Annotated in this window: 19 protein-coding genes; 17 read left to right on the top strand and 2 right to left on the bottom strand. The window is 38.0% G+C overall.

The window, feature by feature from the left end; genetic code table 11:
• Positions 1–414: 414 nt before the first annotated feature.
• A complete protein-coding gene (gene ltrA / locus QUF91_RS22550; RefSeq protein ID WP_289416808.1) occupies positions 415–1,677 on the top strand; it encodes a group II intron reverse transcriptase/maturase in 1,263 nt (420 codons plus the stop codon).
• A 55-nt stretch (positions 1,678–1,732) separates the two neighbouring features.
• Here the strand turns inward: ltrA and QUF91_RS22545 are convergent, their stop codons facing one another.
• A complete protein-coding gene (locus QUF91_RS22545) occupies positions 1,733–2,413 on the bottom strand; it encodes a ZIP family metal transporter (RefSeq protein ID WP_289419391.1) in 681 nt (226 codons plus the stop codon).
• 355 nt (positions 2,414–2,768) lie between these two features.
• On the opposite strand from QUF91_RS22545, the gene QUF91_RS22540 reads away from it, so the two are divergent.
• Positions 2,769–4,457, top strand: coding sequence for an FAD-dependent oxidoreductase (locus QUF91_RS22540; protein ID WP_289419390.1), 1,689 nt, complete (start codon positions 2,769–2,771; stop codon positions 4,455–4,457).
• A gap of 202 nt (positions 4,458–4,659) precedes the next feature.
• The gene (locus QUF91_RS22535) at positions 4,660–6,357 is read left to right on the top strand and encodes a GNAT family N-acetyltransferase (RefSeq protein ID WP_289419389.1); all 1,698 of its coding nucleotides are present in this window, start codon (positions 4,660–4,662) and stop codon (positions 6,355–6,357) included.
• A gap of 60 nt (positions 6,358–6,417) precedes the next feature.
• Here QUF91_RS22535 and QUF91_RS22530 read toward each other — a convergent pair whose 3' ends face one another.
• Positions 6,418–7,080, bottom strand: a complete 663-nt coding sequence (locus QUF91_RS22530) for an NUMOD4 domain-containing protein (protein ID WP_285399301.1) — start codon at positions 7,078–7,080, stop codon at positions 6,418–6,420.
• A gap of 160 nt (positions 7,081–7,240) precedes the next feature.
• Here QUF91_RS22530 and QUF91_RS22525 point away from each other — a divergent pair, with 160 nt between their 5' ends.
• The 14 genes from QUF91_RS22525 to QUF91_RS22460 all read left to right on the top strand — a co-directional run bounded on the left by QUF91_RS22525 (position 7,241) and on the right by QUF91_RS22460 (position 19,740).
• Positions 7,241–7,441, top strand: a complete 201-nt coding sequence (locus QUF91_RS22525; RefSeq protein WP_289419388.1) for a hypothetical protein — start codon at positions 7,241–7,243, stop codon at positions 7,439–7,441.
• 503 nt (positions 7,442–7,944) lie between these two features.
• The gene (locus QUF91_RS22520) at positions 7,945–8,388 is read left to right on the top strand and encodes an SACOL1771 family peroxiredoxin (RefSeq protein ID WP_289419387.1); all 444 of its coding nucleotides are present in this window, start codon (positions 7,945–7,947) and stop codon (positions 8,386–8,388) included.
• Positions 8,389–8,652: 264 nt separating this feature from the next.
• Positions 8,653–9,288 (top strand): sugar transferase, encoded by a 636-nt coding sequence (locus tag QUF91_RS22515; protein WP_285399297.1) that lies wholly within the window; start codon positions 8,653–8,655, stop codon positions 9,286–9,288.
• A gap of 10 nt (positions 9,289–9,298) precedes the next feature.
• The gene (locus QUF91_RS22510; protein WP_289419386.1) at positions 9,299–10,429 is read left to right on the top strand and encodes a glycosyltransferase family 4 protein; all 1,131 of its coding nucleotides are present in this window, start codon (positions 9,299–9,301) and stop codon (positions 10,427–10,429) included.
• Position 10,430: 1 nt separating this feature from the next.
• Positions 10,431–12,104, top strand: a complete 1,674-nt coding sequence (locus QUF91_RS22505; RefSeq protein WP_289419385.1) for a GNAT family N-acetyltransferase — start codon at positions 10,431–10,433, stop codon at positions 12,102–12,104.
• Positions 12,085–12,831, top strand: coding sequence for a hypothetical protein (locus QUF91_RS22500; RefSeq protein ID WP_285399293.1), 747 nt, complete (start codon positions 12,085–12,087; stop codon positions 12,829–12,831). Before QUF91_RS22505 ends, QUF91_RS22500 begins: the two co-directional genes overlap by 20 nt.
• Positions 12,819–13,844: a polysaccharide deacetylase family protein gene (locus QUF91_RS22495; RefSeq protein ID WP_285399292.1), complete on the top strand. Its 1,026-nt coding sequence runs from the start codon at positions 12,819–12,821 to the stop codon at positions 13,842–13,844. The genes QUF91_RS22500 and QUF91_RS22495 overlap by 13 nt, the downstream gene beginning before the upstream one ends.
• A 266-nt stretch (positions 13,845–14,110) precedes the next feature.
• On the top strand, positions 14,111–14,347 hold the full coding sequence (locus tag QUF91_RS22490) for a hypothetical protein (RefSeq protein WP_289419384.1): 237 nt from the start codon (positions 14,111–14,113) through the stop codon (positions 14,345–14,347).
• 140 nt (positions 14,348–14,487) lie between these two features.
• On the top strand, positions 14,488–14,937 hold the full coding sequence (locus QUF91_RS22485; RefSeq protein ID WP_285399289.1) for a MarR family winged helix-turn-helix transcriptional regulator: 450 nt from the start codon (positions 14,488–14,490) through the stop codon (positions 14,935–14,937).
• A gap of 128 nt (positions 14,938–15,065) precedes the next feature.
• Positions 15,066–16,280, top strand: a complete 1,215-nt coding sequence (locus QUF91_RS22480; protein WP_285399288.1) for an MFS transporter — start codon at positions 15,066–15,068, stop codon at positions 16,278–16,280.
• A gap of 443 nt (positions 16,281–16,723) precedes the next feature.
• Entirely contained in the window at positions 16,724–16,867 is a 144-nt protein-coding gene (locus QUF91_RS22475) for a hypothetical protein (RefSeq protein ID WP_285399286.1), read from the top strand.
• Between the two features lie 37 nt (positions 16,868–16,904).
• Positions 16,905–17,894, top strand: a complete 990-nt coding sequence (locus tag QUF91_RS22470; RefSeq protein ID WP_285399284.1) for an agmatinase family protein — start codon at positions 16,905–16,907, stop codon at positions 17,892–17,894.
• 131 nt (positions 17,895–18,025) lie between these two features.
• Positions 18,026–18,913, top strand: a complete 888-nt coding sequence (locus tag QUF91_RS22465; RefSeq protein WP_289419383.1) for a 5'-3' exonuclease — start codon at positions 18,026–18,028, stop codon at positions 18,911–18,913.
• Between the two features lie 335 nt (positions 18,914–19,248).
• Entirely contained in the window at positions 19,249–19,740 is a 492-nt protein-coding gene (locus QUF91_RS22460; protein ID WP_289419382.1) for an RNA polymerase sigma factor, read from the top strand.
• The last annotated feature ends 7 nt before the right edge of the window (positions 19,741–19,747 follow it).

Genomic DNA, 19,747 nt, shown 5'->3' with positions numbered 1-19,747 from the left:
ACACGAATCTCATATAAGGCTAGGTATGATTGGATGAGTGTGCATAACAACACAAAGTCCTTTCTGTCGAAGGTCATATCGAGTAAATGAGGCGGATAGATGGTGTGAAAGTGCATGCGCTTACCCGGGGAGGTCTGATGGAAACGCAAAGTACACTTTGTAACCTACTTAGCGATAGGTAGCTGAACCATCAGAAGTCAGCAGAGGTCATAGTACCATTCACTTCTAGAATGAATGGGAAGGACCGAACAATTCGGAGAGAATAGCCCTTGGCATGCAGTTTTCTATGGTAAACACAGAAAATCCAGAAGGACCGACTTAATGGAGGTAATGGTGAATCCCATGAGGGACATTGAGCGGGTGCAGTAGAAACTGTTATAAGAAGACAAGCTATTCACGGAGGAGTCGAACGAGATGCTAATGAATCAAATATTATCACGGGAGAATCTGCTTCTCGCACTCAAACGGGTGGAACGAAACAAAGGGAGTCATGGAGTAGACAAAATGCCCGTAAAATTCCTACGACAGCATGTAGTCGAAAACTGGCTAACGATTAAGAAGCAAATTCTTGAGGGAACCTACCAACCACAACCAGTTCGCAGAATCGAAATCCCGAAACCTGACGGCGGTGTGCGACTATTAGGAATCCCAACCGTGACAGACCGACTCATTCAACAGGCGATTGCCCAAGTGCTATCCAACCTATATGACCCGAACTTCTCGAATCATAGTTACGGATTTCGACCAAAACGAAGTGCTCACGATGCAATCCGAGAAGCCAAAGGTCATATAAAAGAAGGATACCGCTGGGTAGTAGATATGGACTTAGAGAAATTCTTCGACAAAGTAAACCATGACCGTCTAATGAGTACATTAGCGAAGAAAATTTCTGATAAACCTCTACTCAAGCTGATTCGTAGATACTTACAATCGGGTGTCATGATAAATGGTGTCGTTTATGATACAGATGAAGGAACACCCCAAGGGGGCCCACTGAGTCCACTTCTCTCAAATATTGTGCTGGATGAATTAGACAAAGAATTAGAGAAACGTGGTCATAAATTTGTCCGTTACGCCGATGACTGCAATATTTATGTGAAAACAAAACGAGCAGGAGAACGAGTGATGGCAAGTATCAAAACCTTTATTGAGAAGACGCTACGATTGAAAATAAATGAGAAGAAATCCGCAGTGGCTCGTCCTTGGCAACGTAAATTCCTAGGATTTAGCTTTACCTCCCGCAAAGAACCACAAGTTCGAATTGCGAAAGAGAGCATAAAGCGAATGAAGAACAAAATTCGGGAATTAACAGCTAGAAAGAAGCCATTTCCAATGGAGTACCGAATTCAACAATTGAATCAATATTTAATTGGGTGGTGTGGCTACTTTGCATTAGCGGATACGAAATCAATATTTGAATCACTGGATGGATGGATTAGAAGAAGACTTCGCATGTGTTTATGGAAGAATTGGAAAAAGCCTCGTACGAAAGTGTGCAACCTCATTCGTTTAGGAGTTCCAGACTGGAAGGCTTACGAATGGGGCAATACTCGCAAGAGTTACTGGCGTATCTCGAAAAGTCCAATATTACACAGAACCCTTGATAACTCTTATTGGAGTAACCAAGGGCTCAAAAGTCTGCAAGCTCGTTATGAAATCTTGCGTTATTCATCTTAATTGAACCGCCGTATACGGATCCGTACGTACGGTGGTTGGAGAGGTCGGGAGTTAATCACTCCCTCCTACTCGATTCGACTAGCATATGAAATACGTAACTTAATAAATAACCTAATGAAATATTTGTTAAAAAGGATTTTCGTGTAACTGAACGAAAATGATGCAAAATAAATTCTGAAATACTGGCGGTTCCAAGCAACCCGATCGATATGCCCATTAGTAGCCCTTGTTCCTTTTCAGTTAAATCCCAATATTGACCAATCTGTATAAAAATACTAAAGAAAATTGAAAATGCTATGAAATAAAGAAAGAGTCTCCATAACCTTTCTCCTTGTGATAGTAATGCAGTTGAAAGTGCGAAGCCTTCTGGTAGATGATGTAGAATAATTGATGCTGTAATTGTAATACTTAATGCCGAGTTCGCTAATAAATTTCCGACAGTGAGACTAATAGGAATGGTATGGATAATGATGGCGATTGTAAGTATCGTTACAGAGGGGTTTTGTGTATGGGAAGTGTGAAATAAACTATGGAGTGTTTGAAAAATTAAATAGCCAACAAGAATTCCAAGTATAAGACCAAATGATTTGTATAGTTGAAAAGAAGAAGGAATGACGTCTAATACAAGTAAGCCAACTAAAAATCCACCACATAATAATGATAGTCCTTGGGTTGTATGCTGAAATAGCTTAGAAAATACCCAAGCTATAGCTCCTCCAATGCTAACACTGAACAAAAGAAATCCACCTAATATTATTGCATTCAACTGCAAATTTCCCCCACCCCTCAAATACTTTAAGCCGTTTTACAAAATATATGCTAAGTAGAAATGAATATGATAAGCGGAAGTTTTAGAAGAAAAGGATTCATTTTAATAAAAGGTTATATGATCAGAGAATCTAGGTTTATCGAAATCTGAGTAAAAGCTTGAATGCACAAAATTTTCTTGAACAACACGCCAAGTAGAAACAGACATTAACAACGAATTATAACAAGGTTTAATTGACTGAAAATTCATTTAACTTTATACTCTTTAAGTAATACCAGATTCATTGATTTAGTTACTACTAATGAAGGTGAGGAATGTAAGTATGAAATGGGATGCGAGTTATGATGTAGTTGTCGTAGGTTCAGGAGCAGCAGGATTAACAGCAGGTCTGACAGCAAAGCTTCAGGGCATGAAATCACTAGTCATTGAAAAGACAGATCGTTATGGTGGGGCTTCTGCCTTGTCTGGTGGTGCACTATGGATTCCAAATAATCATGTGATTAAAGGTGAGGGTGTTCCAGATACACATAAACTAGCGCGTTTATACTTAGATTCAACGATTGGCAATCGTGTGCCAGAGGCTTTGAAGGAAGCTTATATTACACGGGGACCAGAAATGTTAAGGTTTTTAAATAATCATACGAGGCATATGCGTTTCCAATATGCTAAAGGTTATTCAGATTATTATCCTGAAAAACCAGGTGGCTTACCTCAAGGACGGTCAATTGAGCCACGTATTTTTGATTTGAAGAAAATGGGCTCATTAGCAGAGACGATGCGTCGTGCGACAATGTCCACTAAAGGTTTTACGATGAATAGCTATGAATTTCATAAGGTAAATATGATTAGACGTACGACAAAGGGGAAAACGACAGCGTTAAAACTAGGCATGCGATTGGTGAAGTCGAAAGTTACAGGAAGTATGCTTGTTGCATTAGGGGAGGCATTAATTGCTCGTTTACGAATATCACTTGCTGAAGCGAATGGAGAGCTGTGGATCTCGACTGCTTTTAAAGATTTCATCGTTGAAAATAATCGGGTGACTGGAATCGTTGTAGAGCGAGATGGGCAGGAAATGCGTATTGAAGCGAAACGTGGGGTTGTCCTTTCTTCAGGTGGTTTTTCTCATAATCAAGCATATCGCGAAAAATATTTGCCAGTACCAACAAACGCAAATTGGACTTCTACGCCAGAAGGACAAACGGGTGACATTATCGAGCCAAGTGTGAAAATAGGGGCGGCACTAGATTTAATGGATAAAGTTTGGGGAGCACCTTCAGTTATTGATCCACAAGGACATCCTTTCTTCTTAGTTGCAGATCGAGGAGTTCCTAATATGATGGTTGTAGATAGTGCAGGAAAACGTTATTTAAACGAAGCGGCACCTTATCATGAATTTGTAGACAATATGCATATCCACCATCAAGAAAAAAACAATGCGATACCTTCTTGGATAGTAATTGATGCAACAGCAAAGAGTCGTTATATTTTCACTGGGCTATTCCCAGGGCAAGCTTTCCCGAAAAGTTGGTTTGATAAGGGTATTGTGAGAAGTGCGCAAACAATTGAAGAGCTTGCATGGCAAATGAATGTTCCTCCAGAAAATTTAGTAGACACTGTAGAGCGTTTTAATGCTTTTGCTCGTAATGGTCATGATGATGATTTCTTTCGAGGCGATAGTGCCTATGATAATTATTATGGAGATCCTACATTGGAAAATCCAAACTTGGCAGAACTGGAGAATGCTCCATTTTATGCACTTCGTTTATATCCAGGAGATATCGGGACGAAGGGTGGCTTAGTGGTGGACGAACAAGCTCGCGTTGTACGAGCAGATGGTACGGCAATTGAAGGTTTGTATGCCTCAGGAAATTGTTCAGCCTCTATTATGGGCGAAACATATCCAGGACCAGGCGCAACATTGGGACCTGGTATGACATTAAGCTATATTGCAACAACGCATATGGCAAGTGCAGTTAAAAAGGAACATTCAACGATGTTAAAGGTATAAAAGATGCTATTTGTAGACCTAAGTTCAGTATTTTGCTGGATTTAGGTTTTTTGTTTATGGTCATTCAATTCGAAAGGGTTCTATAAGATAAATGCTAGGAATATAGTAGCTATTAAGTGTTAAATTTGTTATTTGATGGCCTCAGTTGGAACGGAAAAAAACATATTGATGAGCTGTAAAATAAAAAGGAGTGATTCAGGACGTGCTATCTTATAGACTCGTGACAACGATTCAAGAGTTAGAGTCCTATAAAAGTACTTGGTCAGAGATACTTGAACGTGAAAAAAACGATAATCCATTCATTGAGTTTGAATGGGTTTCGACATGGTGGACGACGTTAGGTGTTAATGACAATGTCGAGATTTACATAGTCGAGCAAAAAGGTGTAGCAGTAGCATTTTTCCCATTTGTTCGTCGTGTACGATTTGGTGGTATACAGTATTTTGTTTTTTTAGGACAAGGGTTAGCTACTTATATGGAAGTCATTGCAGAGAAGCAATGGAAAGAACCTGCGATTGAATACTTACTAAAGGAGCTTTCTCGGAAATATAAACGGTTTATTATAGCGTTACATGGCTTATTGGAAAGTAAAAATACATCTCAAATATTAGAAAAATATGCAATAGAGCATCAGGTACCTCATTCTATTTTTCGTACGGTCACTTCTTATATTGATTTTCAATCTATAAAGCTTGAGGATTTTCTCTATAAGAATCGAAAAAAATTTAAAACGATTCATCGGCGTGAAAAAAAGTTACAGGCACTTGGTCAAGTAACCTTTCAAGAGGTACATCGTGAAAGGTTAGTGGGCATGTTTGACTTGTTTGCGAGAAGATGGCAGAAGAAGATCGATAAAAGTGGATTTACAGAAAAACAAACGCAGCTCTTTTTTGAGCGTTTGGCAACGGAGAAATGTAACGCTTTACGAGTAGAAGTAGATAGTCTTCAATTTGAGGGGCATTGGATAGGATTTACCATTGATCTTTGCTGTAGGGATCGGAATTTTTGTCAGGCGATGGGACATGAGCCTGATTTCAATATTTTTGGACCTGGTCGTTTAATAGAGCGAGAAAATATGCTCAAAGCACATGCTTCGAACTATCGTTTCTATGATTTAGGCAGTGGTTATGAGCCCTATAAGTTTGAATGGTACACACATGTTGATTTTACTAGAAAATTTATGATGAGTACGAAAGGCAAAAGGGAACGCACTTTAAGACTGATAATGGTTTTGTTTGCTAGATTGAAAGGTCAATTAACGAATAAGCATCAGCTCGTAAAATTGAAACGAGATCGATTAGGAGAGCTACGCTATTTTTTAAAAAATGCCCGTCCAAAGGATTGGTTCCATTCTTTCAAGAAGGCGATTAATCGCATGATAGCTATTCATATTTTTGATATTTATGTTGCTGAGAATGGTCGATGTCAAACTACATCAAGCTTTAATGAAGTTTGTATTCGGGATGTCATGGCAAGTAATAAACGTGCTAACTATGTTTCGAACTATCATAAGGGCTATCGGATTTTCAGAAATAGCACAAACGAAATAGCTTATTTAAGACATGATCAACTATTTTGTGAAGAAGCGACCGGATTTACACACAAGCTTCCATCCAATGTTTCATACATTCAGGGAAATAATCATGAGCTGTCCGATATCTTTGCTAAAGTGCAGGAGGAAGGAAGAACCGTCTGTACATCAGCTCATTGGTATGAAGGGAAAAGACGACGAGCGCTAATGCAGTTAGGATTTCAAAGGGTAGAGAGGATCACAATAATTCAATTATTTAAAAAGAAAAAGATATACCGCCAAGAAAACAATTGGTTAAAATATCACCAATTACAAGGGCGTAGTTTTATTCATCTATGGCATTTATCGCTATTGCCTTTATTAATTTAAAAAATCCCCAGCGTTAATGAAGCGACGCTGAGGATTTTTTATCTTTATTTGGCTAGATCATTAAAAGTGTATACCTGGTTTATCACTAAGCTTGCAGCCTGTGCCATACTTTGCTTTTAAAGCACCTTTAAAATTTGTTTGTTCAAGTTCAGGATATGCCTGTTTCCAAACTTCAAACACATTGTGACTTGAAGCAGAGCCGTCCTTTGTTAGTCGAACAATATGGAAACCATATTCATCATTGCATCGAGCTAATGGACGATTTTCGCGCACTGTAATGATACGACCACTCGCTGTAACATCATAAATGCCCTCATAGCCTGAAATAGCCCGTCTTTCTTCATTGAAGTCAGCTGTTTCTTCTTTTTGAACTTCATTTTTCTCTACAGGTTTAGTTGCTTCTTTAACCTCGTTTTTTTCAACTGGTTTAGCTGCTTCTTTGACTTCATCTTTCTCTTCAGTCTTAGCCTCTTCATTATTTTGAGTAGGAAGCTGTTCCACAATGACAAAATCCTTATTTGAAGCTTTGTCGCTCATTGTAGCCATTACGTTCATAATAGAACCTACATAACGCAATGGTTTATCTTTGCCTTCTTCAAAAACAAAAATATTATAATCGGTTTTATTCATTTTTTTCATAATAATATTTCCTGTTGTAATAGTAAAACCGATAAATTTGTTCTTTTTAAGTGCTTGTACTGCTTGTTGCTTTGTTAAAATCATTATTAAATCTCCTAAAGAATTGTTTTTTCTATTCTACCATAAAATTAGCTTTTCTGTTTTTCTTAAAGTTTTTGATGTTTTATTATTGTTCTGGTGATTTTTAAGGAGTGTCCAAACATCCGCTGAAATAGAGGAACTCAGCCTAAGAAAGCCACGTCCTGTGACAATTTATCTGTGCGAAAGCGAAGCGACAGCAACACGGTTTTATCTGTGTGAAAGCGAAGCGACAGCAACACGGTTTTATCTGTGCGAAAGCGAAGCGACAGCAACACGGTTTTATCTGTGTGAAAGCGAAGCGACAGCAACACGGTTTTATCTGTGCGAAAGCGAAGCGACAGCAACAACAACAATACAAGATTGAGTGACCAACATCATGTTGCTGAAGCTACGTTAGCACTATGCTTTCGCAAAAAAAACATTTGTTGGACCAAAGCCTCTAACTGATGTGCTGTGGGAATAGCCCTATCTATGATAAAAAATTAGTGTTCATTTAACCTATCTATTCTCTTGAAATAGTAATATTACTTTTTATAAGGCTTATCACTATAACGGGAGGGTGGTTTTCGTTTTGATTTGGGGGGAGATTCGAACCGCTCGGGTGTGGGGCAAAAGTGATCGGGTAAAGCCCCAAACCGCTCGGGTAAGCCGAAAAAGTGATCGGGTAACGCTCCGAATCGCTCGGGTATGCCGAAAAAGTGATCGGGTAACGCTCCGAATCGCTCGGGTATGCCGAAAAAGTGATCGGGTAACGCTCCGAACCGCTCGGGTAAGCCGAAAAAGTGATCAGGTAGTGCCCGAACCGCTCGGGTATGCCAAAGATATGTAAGTAACTCGTACACTACAAAATCAAAAGGAGGATTTTTTATGGTTCAACATTTATTTAGTATGGATTTAAAATGGTCGGAGGGGAGAAATGGGACAGGTAATATTGTTGCGGACAATTTAAAAACGGAAATTTCTATTCCTCGAGAAATGAATGGGCCGGGGATTGGGACAAATCCTGATGAGATGCTGCTTGGAGCGGCAGCCACTTGCTATTTAATTACACTGGCTACGCTACTTGAAAATTCGAAGATTGCTGTGTTGGATTTGTCTATGCAAGCTGAAGGTTTTGTTGATGTTACGAATGGTATTTTTACTTATGAGAAAATCGTACATAAGCCAAGAATTGTTGTACAAGATTTATCTGAACGTGAGCAAAAACGAATGGTTCGATTAGCTGAGAAGGCTGAACAAACTTGTATGATTAGTAAGGCATTAAAAGGAAATGTTCAAATTACGTGCGATGTGCAAATTATACAAGGGTAAAAAGGAACAGCTCATTTAATGGCTGAACATATAAAAATGGGAGGAGTTATTCAAAAATGCTTTTGAAATAACTCCTTTTTTGACTCATCGCATTTGTTAAAAACGTATGCCATGTATATAAGCTGAAACGGAAATCCCCCACGTTATGGTCCATTTGACTTAATTTTTATATTTTATTATGTAAATGCTTTTCGAAAGTAGTTCTATATATGTCCCAGATGAATATATAAAGTTAAGTGCAAAAAAAATGTAAAGGATGATGAATTGCACGAGCAGTCCGCTCAAACTATCACATTTTATAGTCAGTATGGGAAAAGAATTTTTGATATTACGGGGGCACTCCTATTATTTTTCATGACCATTCCTCTTATGTTAGCTGTATTCCTCATTTTACTTATTAGCACAGGCCGCCCTTTTTTCTTTAAACAAATCCGTACAGGCTTGGATCATCAGCGCTTTGTTATTTGGAAGCTACGGACAATGACCATACAGGCAGTTCCGGTAAAGATGCCTACTATTTGTGCAGACGGTATTCCGGATGATTATTACTTTAAAACTGAACAGGATACACGAATCACGAAGGTTGGGGCTATTCTTCGGAAGTTAAGTATTGATGAAATTCCACAGCTCATTAATGTCTTAAAAGGAGATATGAGTATTGTTGGACCACGACCAGAAGTTCCAACTATCACAAATGCTTATAACACTGAACAGGCACGACGTTTAGAAGTAAAGCCAGGTTTAACAGGGCTTGCTCAAATTAACGGCCGCTCTAATATTTCTCACGGACAAAAAATTTCATATGACCTAGAATACGTTGAAAATTATTCCTTCTGGATGGATTTGAAAATTATCATCAAAACACTTTACGTAGTGTTAGCCAGAACTGGTGCTTATTAAAAAATAAGGAGTGTTAGTACTGAAGATCGTTCAGCTTATAACACGTATGGATAAAATTGGAGGGGCGCAAAAGCATGTGGAAGCACTTGCCATAAAATTAAAGCAAGACGCTCACGAGGTAACTATTGTAACAGGTCTTTATGATCCATCATTATGGCGCTTAGAAGAAGAGAAAATTGATGTTATCAGTATCCCGGCCATGCAGCGAGCAATTCATTTAAAAAAAGATTTACAGACCTTTTGGCAATTGAGGGCGGTATTTAAAAAAGTAAAACCACATATTATTGCAGCACATTCATCGAAGGCGGGCGCAATTGGACGTGTGGTAGGTAGTCTTTTACGCATACCAACTGTTTTTACGGCCCATAGCTGGAGTTTTACAGAGGGCGTACCGCATAAGAAAAAGCTTATGTATAGTCGAATGGAAAAGTCAGTTCAGCCGTTAACAGCTAAAATTATTACGGTATCTGACTATGATCGTAAGCTAGCATTAACGAAAAGAATTGCGCCTGCTCATAAAATGCTGACGATTCATAATGGCATCGAGCAAAAAGAAATGCGAGTAGCCCCTAATAGAGAGAAAGAGGAGCATCCACTCATTGTCATGGTTGCTCGCTTTGAAGTGCCAAAAAGACAAGATTTATTGTTAGAGGCTTTAGCGGAGCTTTCTGATATTCCTTGGCGTCTTCAATTGATTGGTGATGGCTCGTTACGTCCTGATTTAGAAAAATTTGTTGTTAATAAAGGCTTAACGGATCGTGTCTCGTTTTTGGGCAATCAATTAGATGTCACATCTTCGCTTGAGGAGAGCCATTTGTTTGTCTTGCTATCGGATTGGGAGGGCTTACCGATTTCAATTATTGAAGCAATGCGGGCAGGGCTTCCGATTATCGCCACAAATGTAGGTGGCGTCAATGAGCTAATTTCTGATCAGGAGAATGGATTTTTAATTAACCGAGATGATTCAGGTTTACTAAAGAAAAGGATCAAACAATTGTTAGTGGATGAGAATTTGCGTCAACAAATGGGGGACGCTAGTGAACGCCGCTTTTTAAGGAATTTTACGTTTCTACCAATGTATCAGAAAACTCTATTTGTCTACGAACAGGCTGTATCAAAGTCGGCAAAGAAAGGTGATTAATTTGCAATTAATTCGTATTCGAACAGATGATGAGCTTATGTGGTACAAGGATATTTGGGATGAAATTTTAGCAGCTGAGGTTAATGATAATCCATTTATAGAGTTTGCTTGGTTTTATAGCTGGTGGCAAATTGTTGGGCGAAGAGCGCGTGTTGAGCTCTATGCTGTTGAGGAAGATGGTCATATCATTGCCTTTTTCCCATTCACGGTTCAACTTCGGTGGGGGATAAGAATTTATTCCTTTGCGGGAGAAAATATTGCGAATTATTCAGGTGTTGTAGCGAAAAAAGAATGGCTGTTACCCGCTACGACCTTTGTATTTGATCAGCTCATCGAAAAGCATAAACATGTCATATTTTCGTTTCATGGATTATTGGAAAGCAAAGAGTCTACAAAGGTGATCGAACAATATTTTGTTGAAAGGCAGTTACGCCCGAGTATTTTTCGTGTTGTAACACCGTATCTTGCCTTTCACGATATAGATTTCCATCATCATTTCAATCAACGTAGAAAATTGCATGGCGTAGATAGAAGAGAACGAAAGCTACGGAGATTAGGCTCATTAATGAGGAAAAGACCTTCGCAGGACGAGCTGTGGCAAATGTTTAGATTATTTGATCGACGATGGGCAAAAAAAATAGATACAAGTGATTTTACGAAAGGCAAGAAAAAGGATTTTTTCGAACACTTAACACTTCTTAAAGGAGAGGCATTGCAAGTCGAGGTAGACGCACTTGTTTTTGAAAACCAATGGATAGCCTTCACCTACGGAATTTGCTGTCGTGGACGTTATGTCACTTACGCCTTGGCGCATGAGCCGACATTTAATATATTTGGGCCCGGCCGATTAGTGAATCAGGAAACGATCAAGCGAACCTATTCTGAAAACTATCAATTGTTCGATATGAGTATTGGCTATGAGCCTTATAAGTTCGATTGGCGCTCTAGTATTGATTTTACAAGGCGTATGCTCGTAAGCAGTGGAACGAAGCGTGCAAAGCTATTGGCGAGTCGTTTTACGCTGAAGGAAAGACTAAAGGAAATTTTAAAAGGCAATCATCGGATCGTTGAATGGAAACGCAATACGCTCGGTCAATTACGTTACTTAGTAAAGTATGGGAAAGTAAAAGATTGGCTAGAATATGGACAACTATTCGTAGAAAAAATTATTCGTTTTAAGCAAGTGGATTTGTATGAATTATCCCCATCAGATAGTGTCACACCACATCGACCTGTAGGAGATTTGTTTGAGGAGTTATCGATACAAGAGGCGATGCAACTTGATGAGGAAGAGACTATTTCTTTATTTTATAAGGGATACACCATTTATAAAGATTCCTTTGCTGAAAAGAATAAGGTAGCGTTTGCGTTACATGCTATGAACTGGCGTGTAGATGAATTGCAAATTGTTGAAGCATTGCCGAAGCAGACATATTTTTTAACCTATGATGTTTATAAAAATATCGATATTATAACAGCTTTTTTCCAAAAAATGAAACCTGCACAAACACTTTGGGTTACTGCAAGCTTTTGGCAACGGCGAAAGCGTAAACGATTATTGCAGCTAGGCTATAAACGTATTTCTCGAATGAAACATTTTAAATGTGCTCGTTATGAGCGAAATCATGTAGAAAAATACACAGAGAGTGGGGGCGATGTTCATTCTGTCCATTAAAAGTAAGCGATGGAATATCGCAATGCAGCATTTTTATTTTGCAGAAAAGCCAGCCAATGTTAGAAAATCAAAGAAAGTTGTTGGTTATACACATTCACTTGTACCGAGCCGTAAGCTTGTTAAAAGTGAAACGGTTCATATACACCTTACAGATAGTGAGTTAACATTGTATCTTGCTCTTTCGGAAAGTAATCGCAAAATACTTCGTCGTGCACAAAAAGAATCCTATCAAGTTTTTATTTATAAAGAACCATCAGAGGAAAATTTACGAGCCTTTCAGCAGTTTTATAATAATTTTGCCAAAAGGAAAAAGCTCGAGCTAATTAGTAAATCTCAAATGGAAGCCATTACGCTCCTAAAAGATAAAGGGGCTCTATGGTTGTCCGAGATTCGGAGTATTTGTGGACAAACATTATGCTATAGACTCGATATTGTACACGCTAAAAAAGCGATGTCCTATTATGTAGCGACGTGTCATTCACAATTGATGCCAGATCATTTAAAACGACCAGTTCGTTATGCAAATCGTTTTTTACTATGGCACAATTTATTGCATTTAAAGGAGCAAGGCTTTGCTCTATATGACATGGGAAAGCTGACAGATGACCAAAATGTTCGTGAGTTTAAGCAGAGCTTCGGTGGACAGGTTGTTAATGTTTATTCCGGCTACATTACCCAATCGAAAATAAGTGCACTGTTACTGGGCGTGCAAAAATGGAGGAAGTAGCAATCAAAGTAAATCGTGGGGGACTTGTCATTTCATTAGATTTTGAGCTGAATTGGGGTGTCCACGATGTCTTTAAATACGGACAATACAATAAAAACTTATACGGTGTACGTGAAGCATTGCCTAAAATACTAGGGTTGTTTGAACAATATGGCATTCATGCGACCTGGGCAACGGTTGGTTTATTGTTTGCGGAAACAAAAGCAGAAATGGCTCATTATTTACGAGGTATCCCGGTAAAATATAAAAACATGCGCTATGCAGCACATACACAACTTACAAAAGTAGGGGAAAATGAGCAAGAGGATCTCTTACATTTTGGTAAATCCTTAATTGAGAAGATTAAATGTACGCCACATCAGGAAATAGGAAGCCATACATTTTCGCATTTTTACTGTTTAGAAAATGGACAAACTGAAGCGGATTTTCGTGCAGATTTACATGCTACTGCAATGATTTGCGAAGACAATATCAATCCAATGAAGTCGATTGTATTTCCGCGTAATCAAGTAAATGAAGCATATTTCCCAGCATGTCAGGAAGTGGGATTTGTATGCTATAGAGGAAATGAAAAACATCCTTTGTATGATCCTCAAAAATTCACGAAAAAAGGTCGGCTCTTAGGTGCGAAAAAATGGCTGGATACTTATGTTAATGTAACAGGAAATCATCTAGTAACGATAGAAGAAATGCAAAAGGATTCCTTTATTAACATTCGTTCAAGTGCATTTTTAAGGCCATATTGTAGCCCATTACGATTTTTTGAAGGCTTAAAGATTAAACGTATTAAAGAGGGAATGCATGCAGCTGCAACGTCAGAAGCTTTTTATCATTTATGGTGGCACCCTCATAATTTTGGCAAGAACATGGAAAAAAATTTAGCGATGCTTGAAGAGCTTTTACAGTATTATCAGAAGTTACGTAATCAATATAACTTTCAAAGTTATACGATGTACGAGGTAGCGGAGCTTTGCCAAAATTTGTCCCGTAAAAGCCCGATTGGTGAAGACTGATAATCAATGGGGTGAAGAAGACCCGCACTGACTAATACGATAAATATAAGGAATCCATTTTGAAAAAATATTAATCAAAATGGATTCTTTATTAGTAAATCTAAGTTTCGTTTTTATAAAAAAGTTTGATCTTTTTGGCTCATCACCAAAAGTTGTGGGTGACATTTTTAAAAATATATGCACTGTATATTGGTTGATTGGAGTGGAGGCTGGGCGACTCCTAGGGGATTAGCGTCACAGATGAGACCCTGGAGCGAGCAACGCGAGTGAAGCGGCTCATCGGACGCCTCCTGGAAAGCGCCCAGTCGGAACGGAAATCAACCACACGTTTTGGTGATAAGCCATCTTTTTTCTATCTATGTTGGATTAAGGAAGATCATATCTATATAAATATGCACTTGAAGTATTCTGTGGTAAAAATTCATTTGTTGTATGCAGTTGCATACATTCCACTTAGGGCACCAATTGTCTTTTTTGAGCTTAAAAGAATTGACATTTTATAGCACAAAGAATATATTTCATATATGAAATATATTTTATACCTCAGAGAAATCATCATGTGTATTATTTGGCATAAAAAGATCGTTATTTATATCTAAGTTGTCTAGTATAGACTTCATTCTCTGAAGAAAGGGTGTTTTCTATGCAAATCGAGGCAAGGGAATTATACAGTGTTATTAGAGATGTGTATCATCAATTACAGAACAATCTTGAAACAGAATTAGAACAGTTCAACATTAGCACTGTCCAATTTGGGGTAATTCAAATATTATCTGAAACGGAAAGGGCTTCTATGTCTGATCTAAATCAGAAAATTGGATGCGCTCCTAGTAATGTAACTACTATTATTCAGAGGATGAAAAGAGACGGTTTCGTAAAAACTACTAAAAATCCATCTGATCAAAGAGAAACCTTAGTATACTTAACTGAAAAAGGAAAAGAAACTAAAGAAAAAGTAGCTATTCAATACAAAGCATTTCTTAAAGAAAACTTTTCCTATTTTGATGAAGAAAAATTTATTTCTTTATTAGAAACGCTCAATGGCTATAAGCATTTTTTATCAGATCATAAAAAGGGAATAACAAAAATGTAACTAGTTACATTTTTGTTTACAAATATACTTCATATATGAAATATATTTCAAATAATTACTTCATATATGAAGTAATTTGATTATTTATTTCATATATGAAATAAAATTTAGGGTAAAGGGAGATTAATATGAATGATAGAGGAATTAAGTCTATGTTATTTACACTGGCTATTTTAGCTTTCTTTATTGGGATGGATTCTTTAGTAGTATCACCACTGATTCCTGATATTGCGAAAGCAACAGCAACACCAATTGAAAAAGGGGGTTGGCTCATTACCTCTTACGCTTTATTCTATGGACTAACAGCACCACTGTTTGGGTCAATTTCAGATAAAATTGGGCGAAAACAAATGATTGTAACTGGAATGTTTATTTTTTCAGTTGGTACCTTTTGTACTGGACTGACACAAGATTTTAATACAGTTTTGATATTTCGCGCTTTAACTGGTTTATCTGGTGCTATGGTTATGCCAAGTATTTTTGCATTGATAGGAGATAACGTACCATATAAAATGCGCGGAATGGCAATGGGTATGATCATGGGGGCAATGGTTGGATCAACTGTATTAGGTGTACCAATTGGAGCATTCTTAACGTCTATTGGAAATTGGCAATGGACATTTTATGGTATAGGAATTCTAGCACTTTTAGTGACTTTTATTACATTAGTTGCCCTACCTAAAACACCTGCCACAAACCAAATACCAGTATCAGTGCCAGTTGCAATGGTTTCAGCTATTAAGACAGCATTTACTAATCAATCTGTATTTTTTGCATTATTATCTACGTTCTTATGGACAATCGGACTACAAGGGATGTTTTCATATATTGGTGTATACTACAAAGAAAATTTTGATTACAGTGTAGGAAAAATAGGAATAGTAATTTTTTTAGCGGGTGTTGGCAGTATTATCGGTAATGTGATTGGTGGTAAACTATCTGACAAAATCGGTAAAAAAGCCGTTGTATCTATAGCAGCTGTTATTGCTGCTATTGGTGTTATTAGTTTTTCATTACTAACGGAAAATGTCGTACCCGCAATTATTGTGCATGTTTTATGGAGTACATCTATCGGCTTAGGTCAATCATCGTTAACAGCTTTAATATCAGAATTGAGTCCGAAGATTAGGGGAACCGTAATGGCACTGAACAGTTCTGCAATGTATATCGGGATGATGTTTGCATCGGCAGGTGCTTCTTGGCTTCTAGTTAATGAAAAAACATTCTTAGCAATTGGTATATTATGTGCAATCGCTAGTTTCTTAGTCTTACCAATTATTCATTACTTCATCAAAGAAGAGCCTGCTACAACCCTAGATGGAAATAACGTACAAGTAAAATAAGACTCACATTTTCTAATAGGGAGATGGGGTTCGTATCTTTTGTGTTTTATTGAATATACAACAACCAGAAATAATGAAAAGGATTGGGTAATGTGAAATGAACTGAACCCCGAGTAGGCCCACATTTGCCTAGTTTGCTATTTTTTTATAAGGGGAAATGGAGTATGAAGAATTTTTTAGAATTTAAGAGGGAAAATACTGAACTTTGACGAAACTGTATGCACTAATGGTACTATTAATATCAAAGGTAATTCTCTAGGTATATTTATCGGAACAATAAAGTAGCATAGGGCAATTGATTTCAATTTGGCTCATCACCAAAAAGTTGGGGAGGCTTTAACTTCTTTCAAAAGATGTTTGGACCCGCTGAAAAGTTACTTAAACCCGCATTCATCTCATCACCTATAGAGGCTGGGGACTTAAGCTGAAAGAAGTTAAAATATATGTCATGTGCAAAGTTGATCTTCGTTACGACTGGGCGACTCCTTGCAGCTCATCAGACGCCCACAGGAAGCTTTGCTCTGTGCGAAAGCGAAGCGTCAGAGACAAAGCGCCCAGTCGGAACAGAAATTAACCCTACGTTATAATAGTTATAGAAAAATGGCGTGAAGGAGGTAGGTTAACATGTTTATTCAACCAGAATGGCAGTATAAACAAGAAAAGGGCTCAGCTATGCATCAATGGATTAAGCAAATAGAAAATCCAATTCCAAGTGATGTAGAGATTATTTTATATGGTGCTTTATTATCGTATGGTAGTAAACCTTTCCAAAAAGCACTGTATCCAACTGCGTTTCGGAAGGCTTGGCCAAGCTTTCAATCCTATAATTTAGATGAGCAAGTCGATTTGCGCTCATTGGCAGTCGTTGATGTAGGCGATGTGGCCATCCACGAGACTGATAGAATGCTTTCAGAGTCAGCTATAGAAGCTGCGGCAGAAAGCTTAAGTACCACTTATTCTAAAAGTTTCACCTGTCTTATTGGTGGAGATCATGCGATTACGGCTTGTTCCCTAAGAGGGATAAAGAATGCTTTTCCACAGGAACGAATTGGAATCATTCAAATCGATACGCATTTGGATGCACGGAATCAGGAGGAAATTGGCTTAGCTATGGATTCTCCAATTCAGAATCTTATTGCTGCAGGGATTGTCGAGGGCAAACATATTTATAATGTCGGGCTGCACGGCTTTTTCAATTCACCAGAAATGATTCATTACGCGAAAGAACAGGGTATACATATGATTACGGTAAAGCAAATGCGTCGTGATGGTATTCAACTAACCATTCGCGAAATGCTTCGTCAGCTTATGTATGAGGTGGATCGTATATACGTATCTGTAGATTTGGACGCACTTGATATTATATTTGCATCAGATGTACCTGCTGCAACACCAGGTGGACTAACTGCCTATGAATTATTTGATATCCTCAAGCTCATTGGAGAAAATGAAGGCGTTCGCCATATTGACTTTATCTATGCGGATCCAAAGGAAGGAGATCTACGTCCAGAAACAGTTAAGATGGGCGTTACAGCATTTTTAAATTGGCTAACAGGTATTCGATTGGATCATCGCAATCGTATTTCAAAAAGAGGCAGCGCGATAAGTAGATAGTTATAAATGGGATGTGGAATAGTGGCTTGTATATATTTACAATGAAGTTTAGTGGTAGTTTGCTATAATAGAACAATGCTTAATAATGAATTACTACAATCATTGTATTGTTATAGAGAGGATTATTTATCATGACAACAAAACCAAAATTATTAATTGTTGATGGCATGGCGCTATTATTCCGTTCATTTTTTGCTTCAGCTGCGATGGGGCATTATATTCGCCTTGCGGATGGGACACCGACTAATGGTGCCCAAGGATTTGTACGTCATGTATTAACGGCACAATCTATCATGAAGCCAACGCATCTTGCCGTTTGTTGGGATATGGGTGCACATACATTCCGTAACGAATTATTTGATGGCTATAAGGCTAATCGTCCAGCACCACCGGAGGAAATGTTGCCACAATTTGATATGGCTAAAAATTTATCTGAACAAATCGGTTGGCAAAACTTCGGTGTTAAAGGGATGGAGGCAGATGATTTAATTGGCTCAATGATTACAAAATTTCAGGACGAGGCTGACATTACGGTAATTAGTGGAGACAAGGATTTACTGCAGCTTTTAAGACCATCAACGGAAATTGCTTTTACGAAAAAAGGCTACACAGAATATGACGTTTATACGCATACACGCTTTAAAGAGGAGTATGGCATCGAACCTATTCAATTTGCACAGGTCAAAGCTTTTATGGGAGATTCGAGTGATGGTTATCCTGGCGTAAAAGGAATTGGACCAAAGCAGGCACTTACGTTAATTCAAACGTATGGCTCTATCGAAAATGTTCTTACATCATTAGACGAATTAAAGCCTGGACAACGTACGAAAATTAAAGAGAACTTAGATATGCTTAATTTGTCACACGAGCTTGCAACAATTCAAACAAACGTATCAATCGAGGCAGATTTAGCGAGTTTAGTATTACCAAATTACGAGCCTCAAACGTTCAAAGAAATAGAACAACGTGGCTATACATTAATCGCCAAGCAGGCACGCTCGCTGTATTCGCTTATTTAAAAAACATCAGGTTATTCACGCAGAGTATAGAAATATGCTCTGCTTTTTTATGGCTCATCACCAAAAGTTGTGGGTGACATTTTTTAAAATATATGCGCTGTATATTAGTTGATCTTCGTTCCGGCTGGGCGACTCCTTGGGGATTAGCGTCACAGATGAGACCCTGGAGCGAGCAAAGCGAGTGAAGCGGCTCATCGGACGCCCCTAGGAAAGCGCCCAAGCCGGAACGGAAATCAACCACACGTTTTGCTGGAGAGGCTTTTTTATACAAATTTTTGTAACCTTTTCCCAATCTCAAACGAATTATAAGCAAATAAGTAAAAGGAGGGGAAAGATTGACTGATTCAAATAACTTGGAATCAAGAATAGTGGAAATCTACAACTTGTATTACTTAGATGTTTATAGATTTCTTGTTTGTTTTACGGGAAATCAAAATGATGCGGAGGATTTGACCCAAGAAGTATTCATTCGTGTCTTAAAAGATTTAACGAATTTTAATAGTAAATACAATTTTAAAACATGGATTTTTTCGATCGCAAAACATGTGGCAATAGATCACTACAGAAAGAAAAGGTTTGCTTCACTATTTAAGGACGGTTTTTTTAATCAGTTTTCATCGAATGAAAAGAAGCCTGAAGAGGAGTTTGAAGTAACAGAATTAAAACAGTTTATACATGAAGCCATTGCTAAATTAAAACCTAATTACAGAGCGGTAGTCATTCTTCGAGGTATTAATGAATTTTCCATTAAAGAGACTTCGGAAATTCTTCAATGTAGTGCGGCGAAAGTAAAAGTTGATTATCATAGAGCCCTAAAAGAAAACTGAATATTGA

Source organism: Lysinibacillus sp. G4S2 (genome assembly GCF_030348505.1).
In the GTDB taxonomy this organism is placed as follows: Bacteria; Bacillota; Bacilli; order Bacillales_A; family Planococcaceae; genus Lysinibacillus.
The sequence above is the reverse complement of the archived record's forward strand: the minus strand, read 5'-3'. Positions and strand labels throughout refer to the sequence as shown.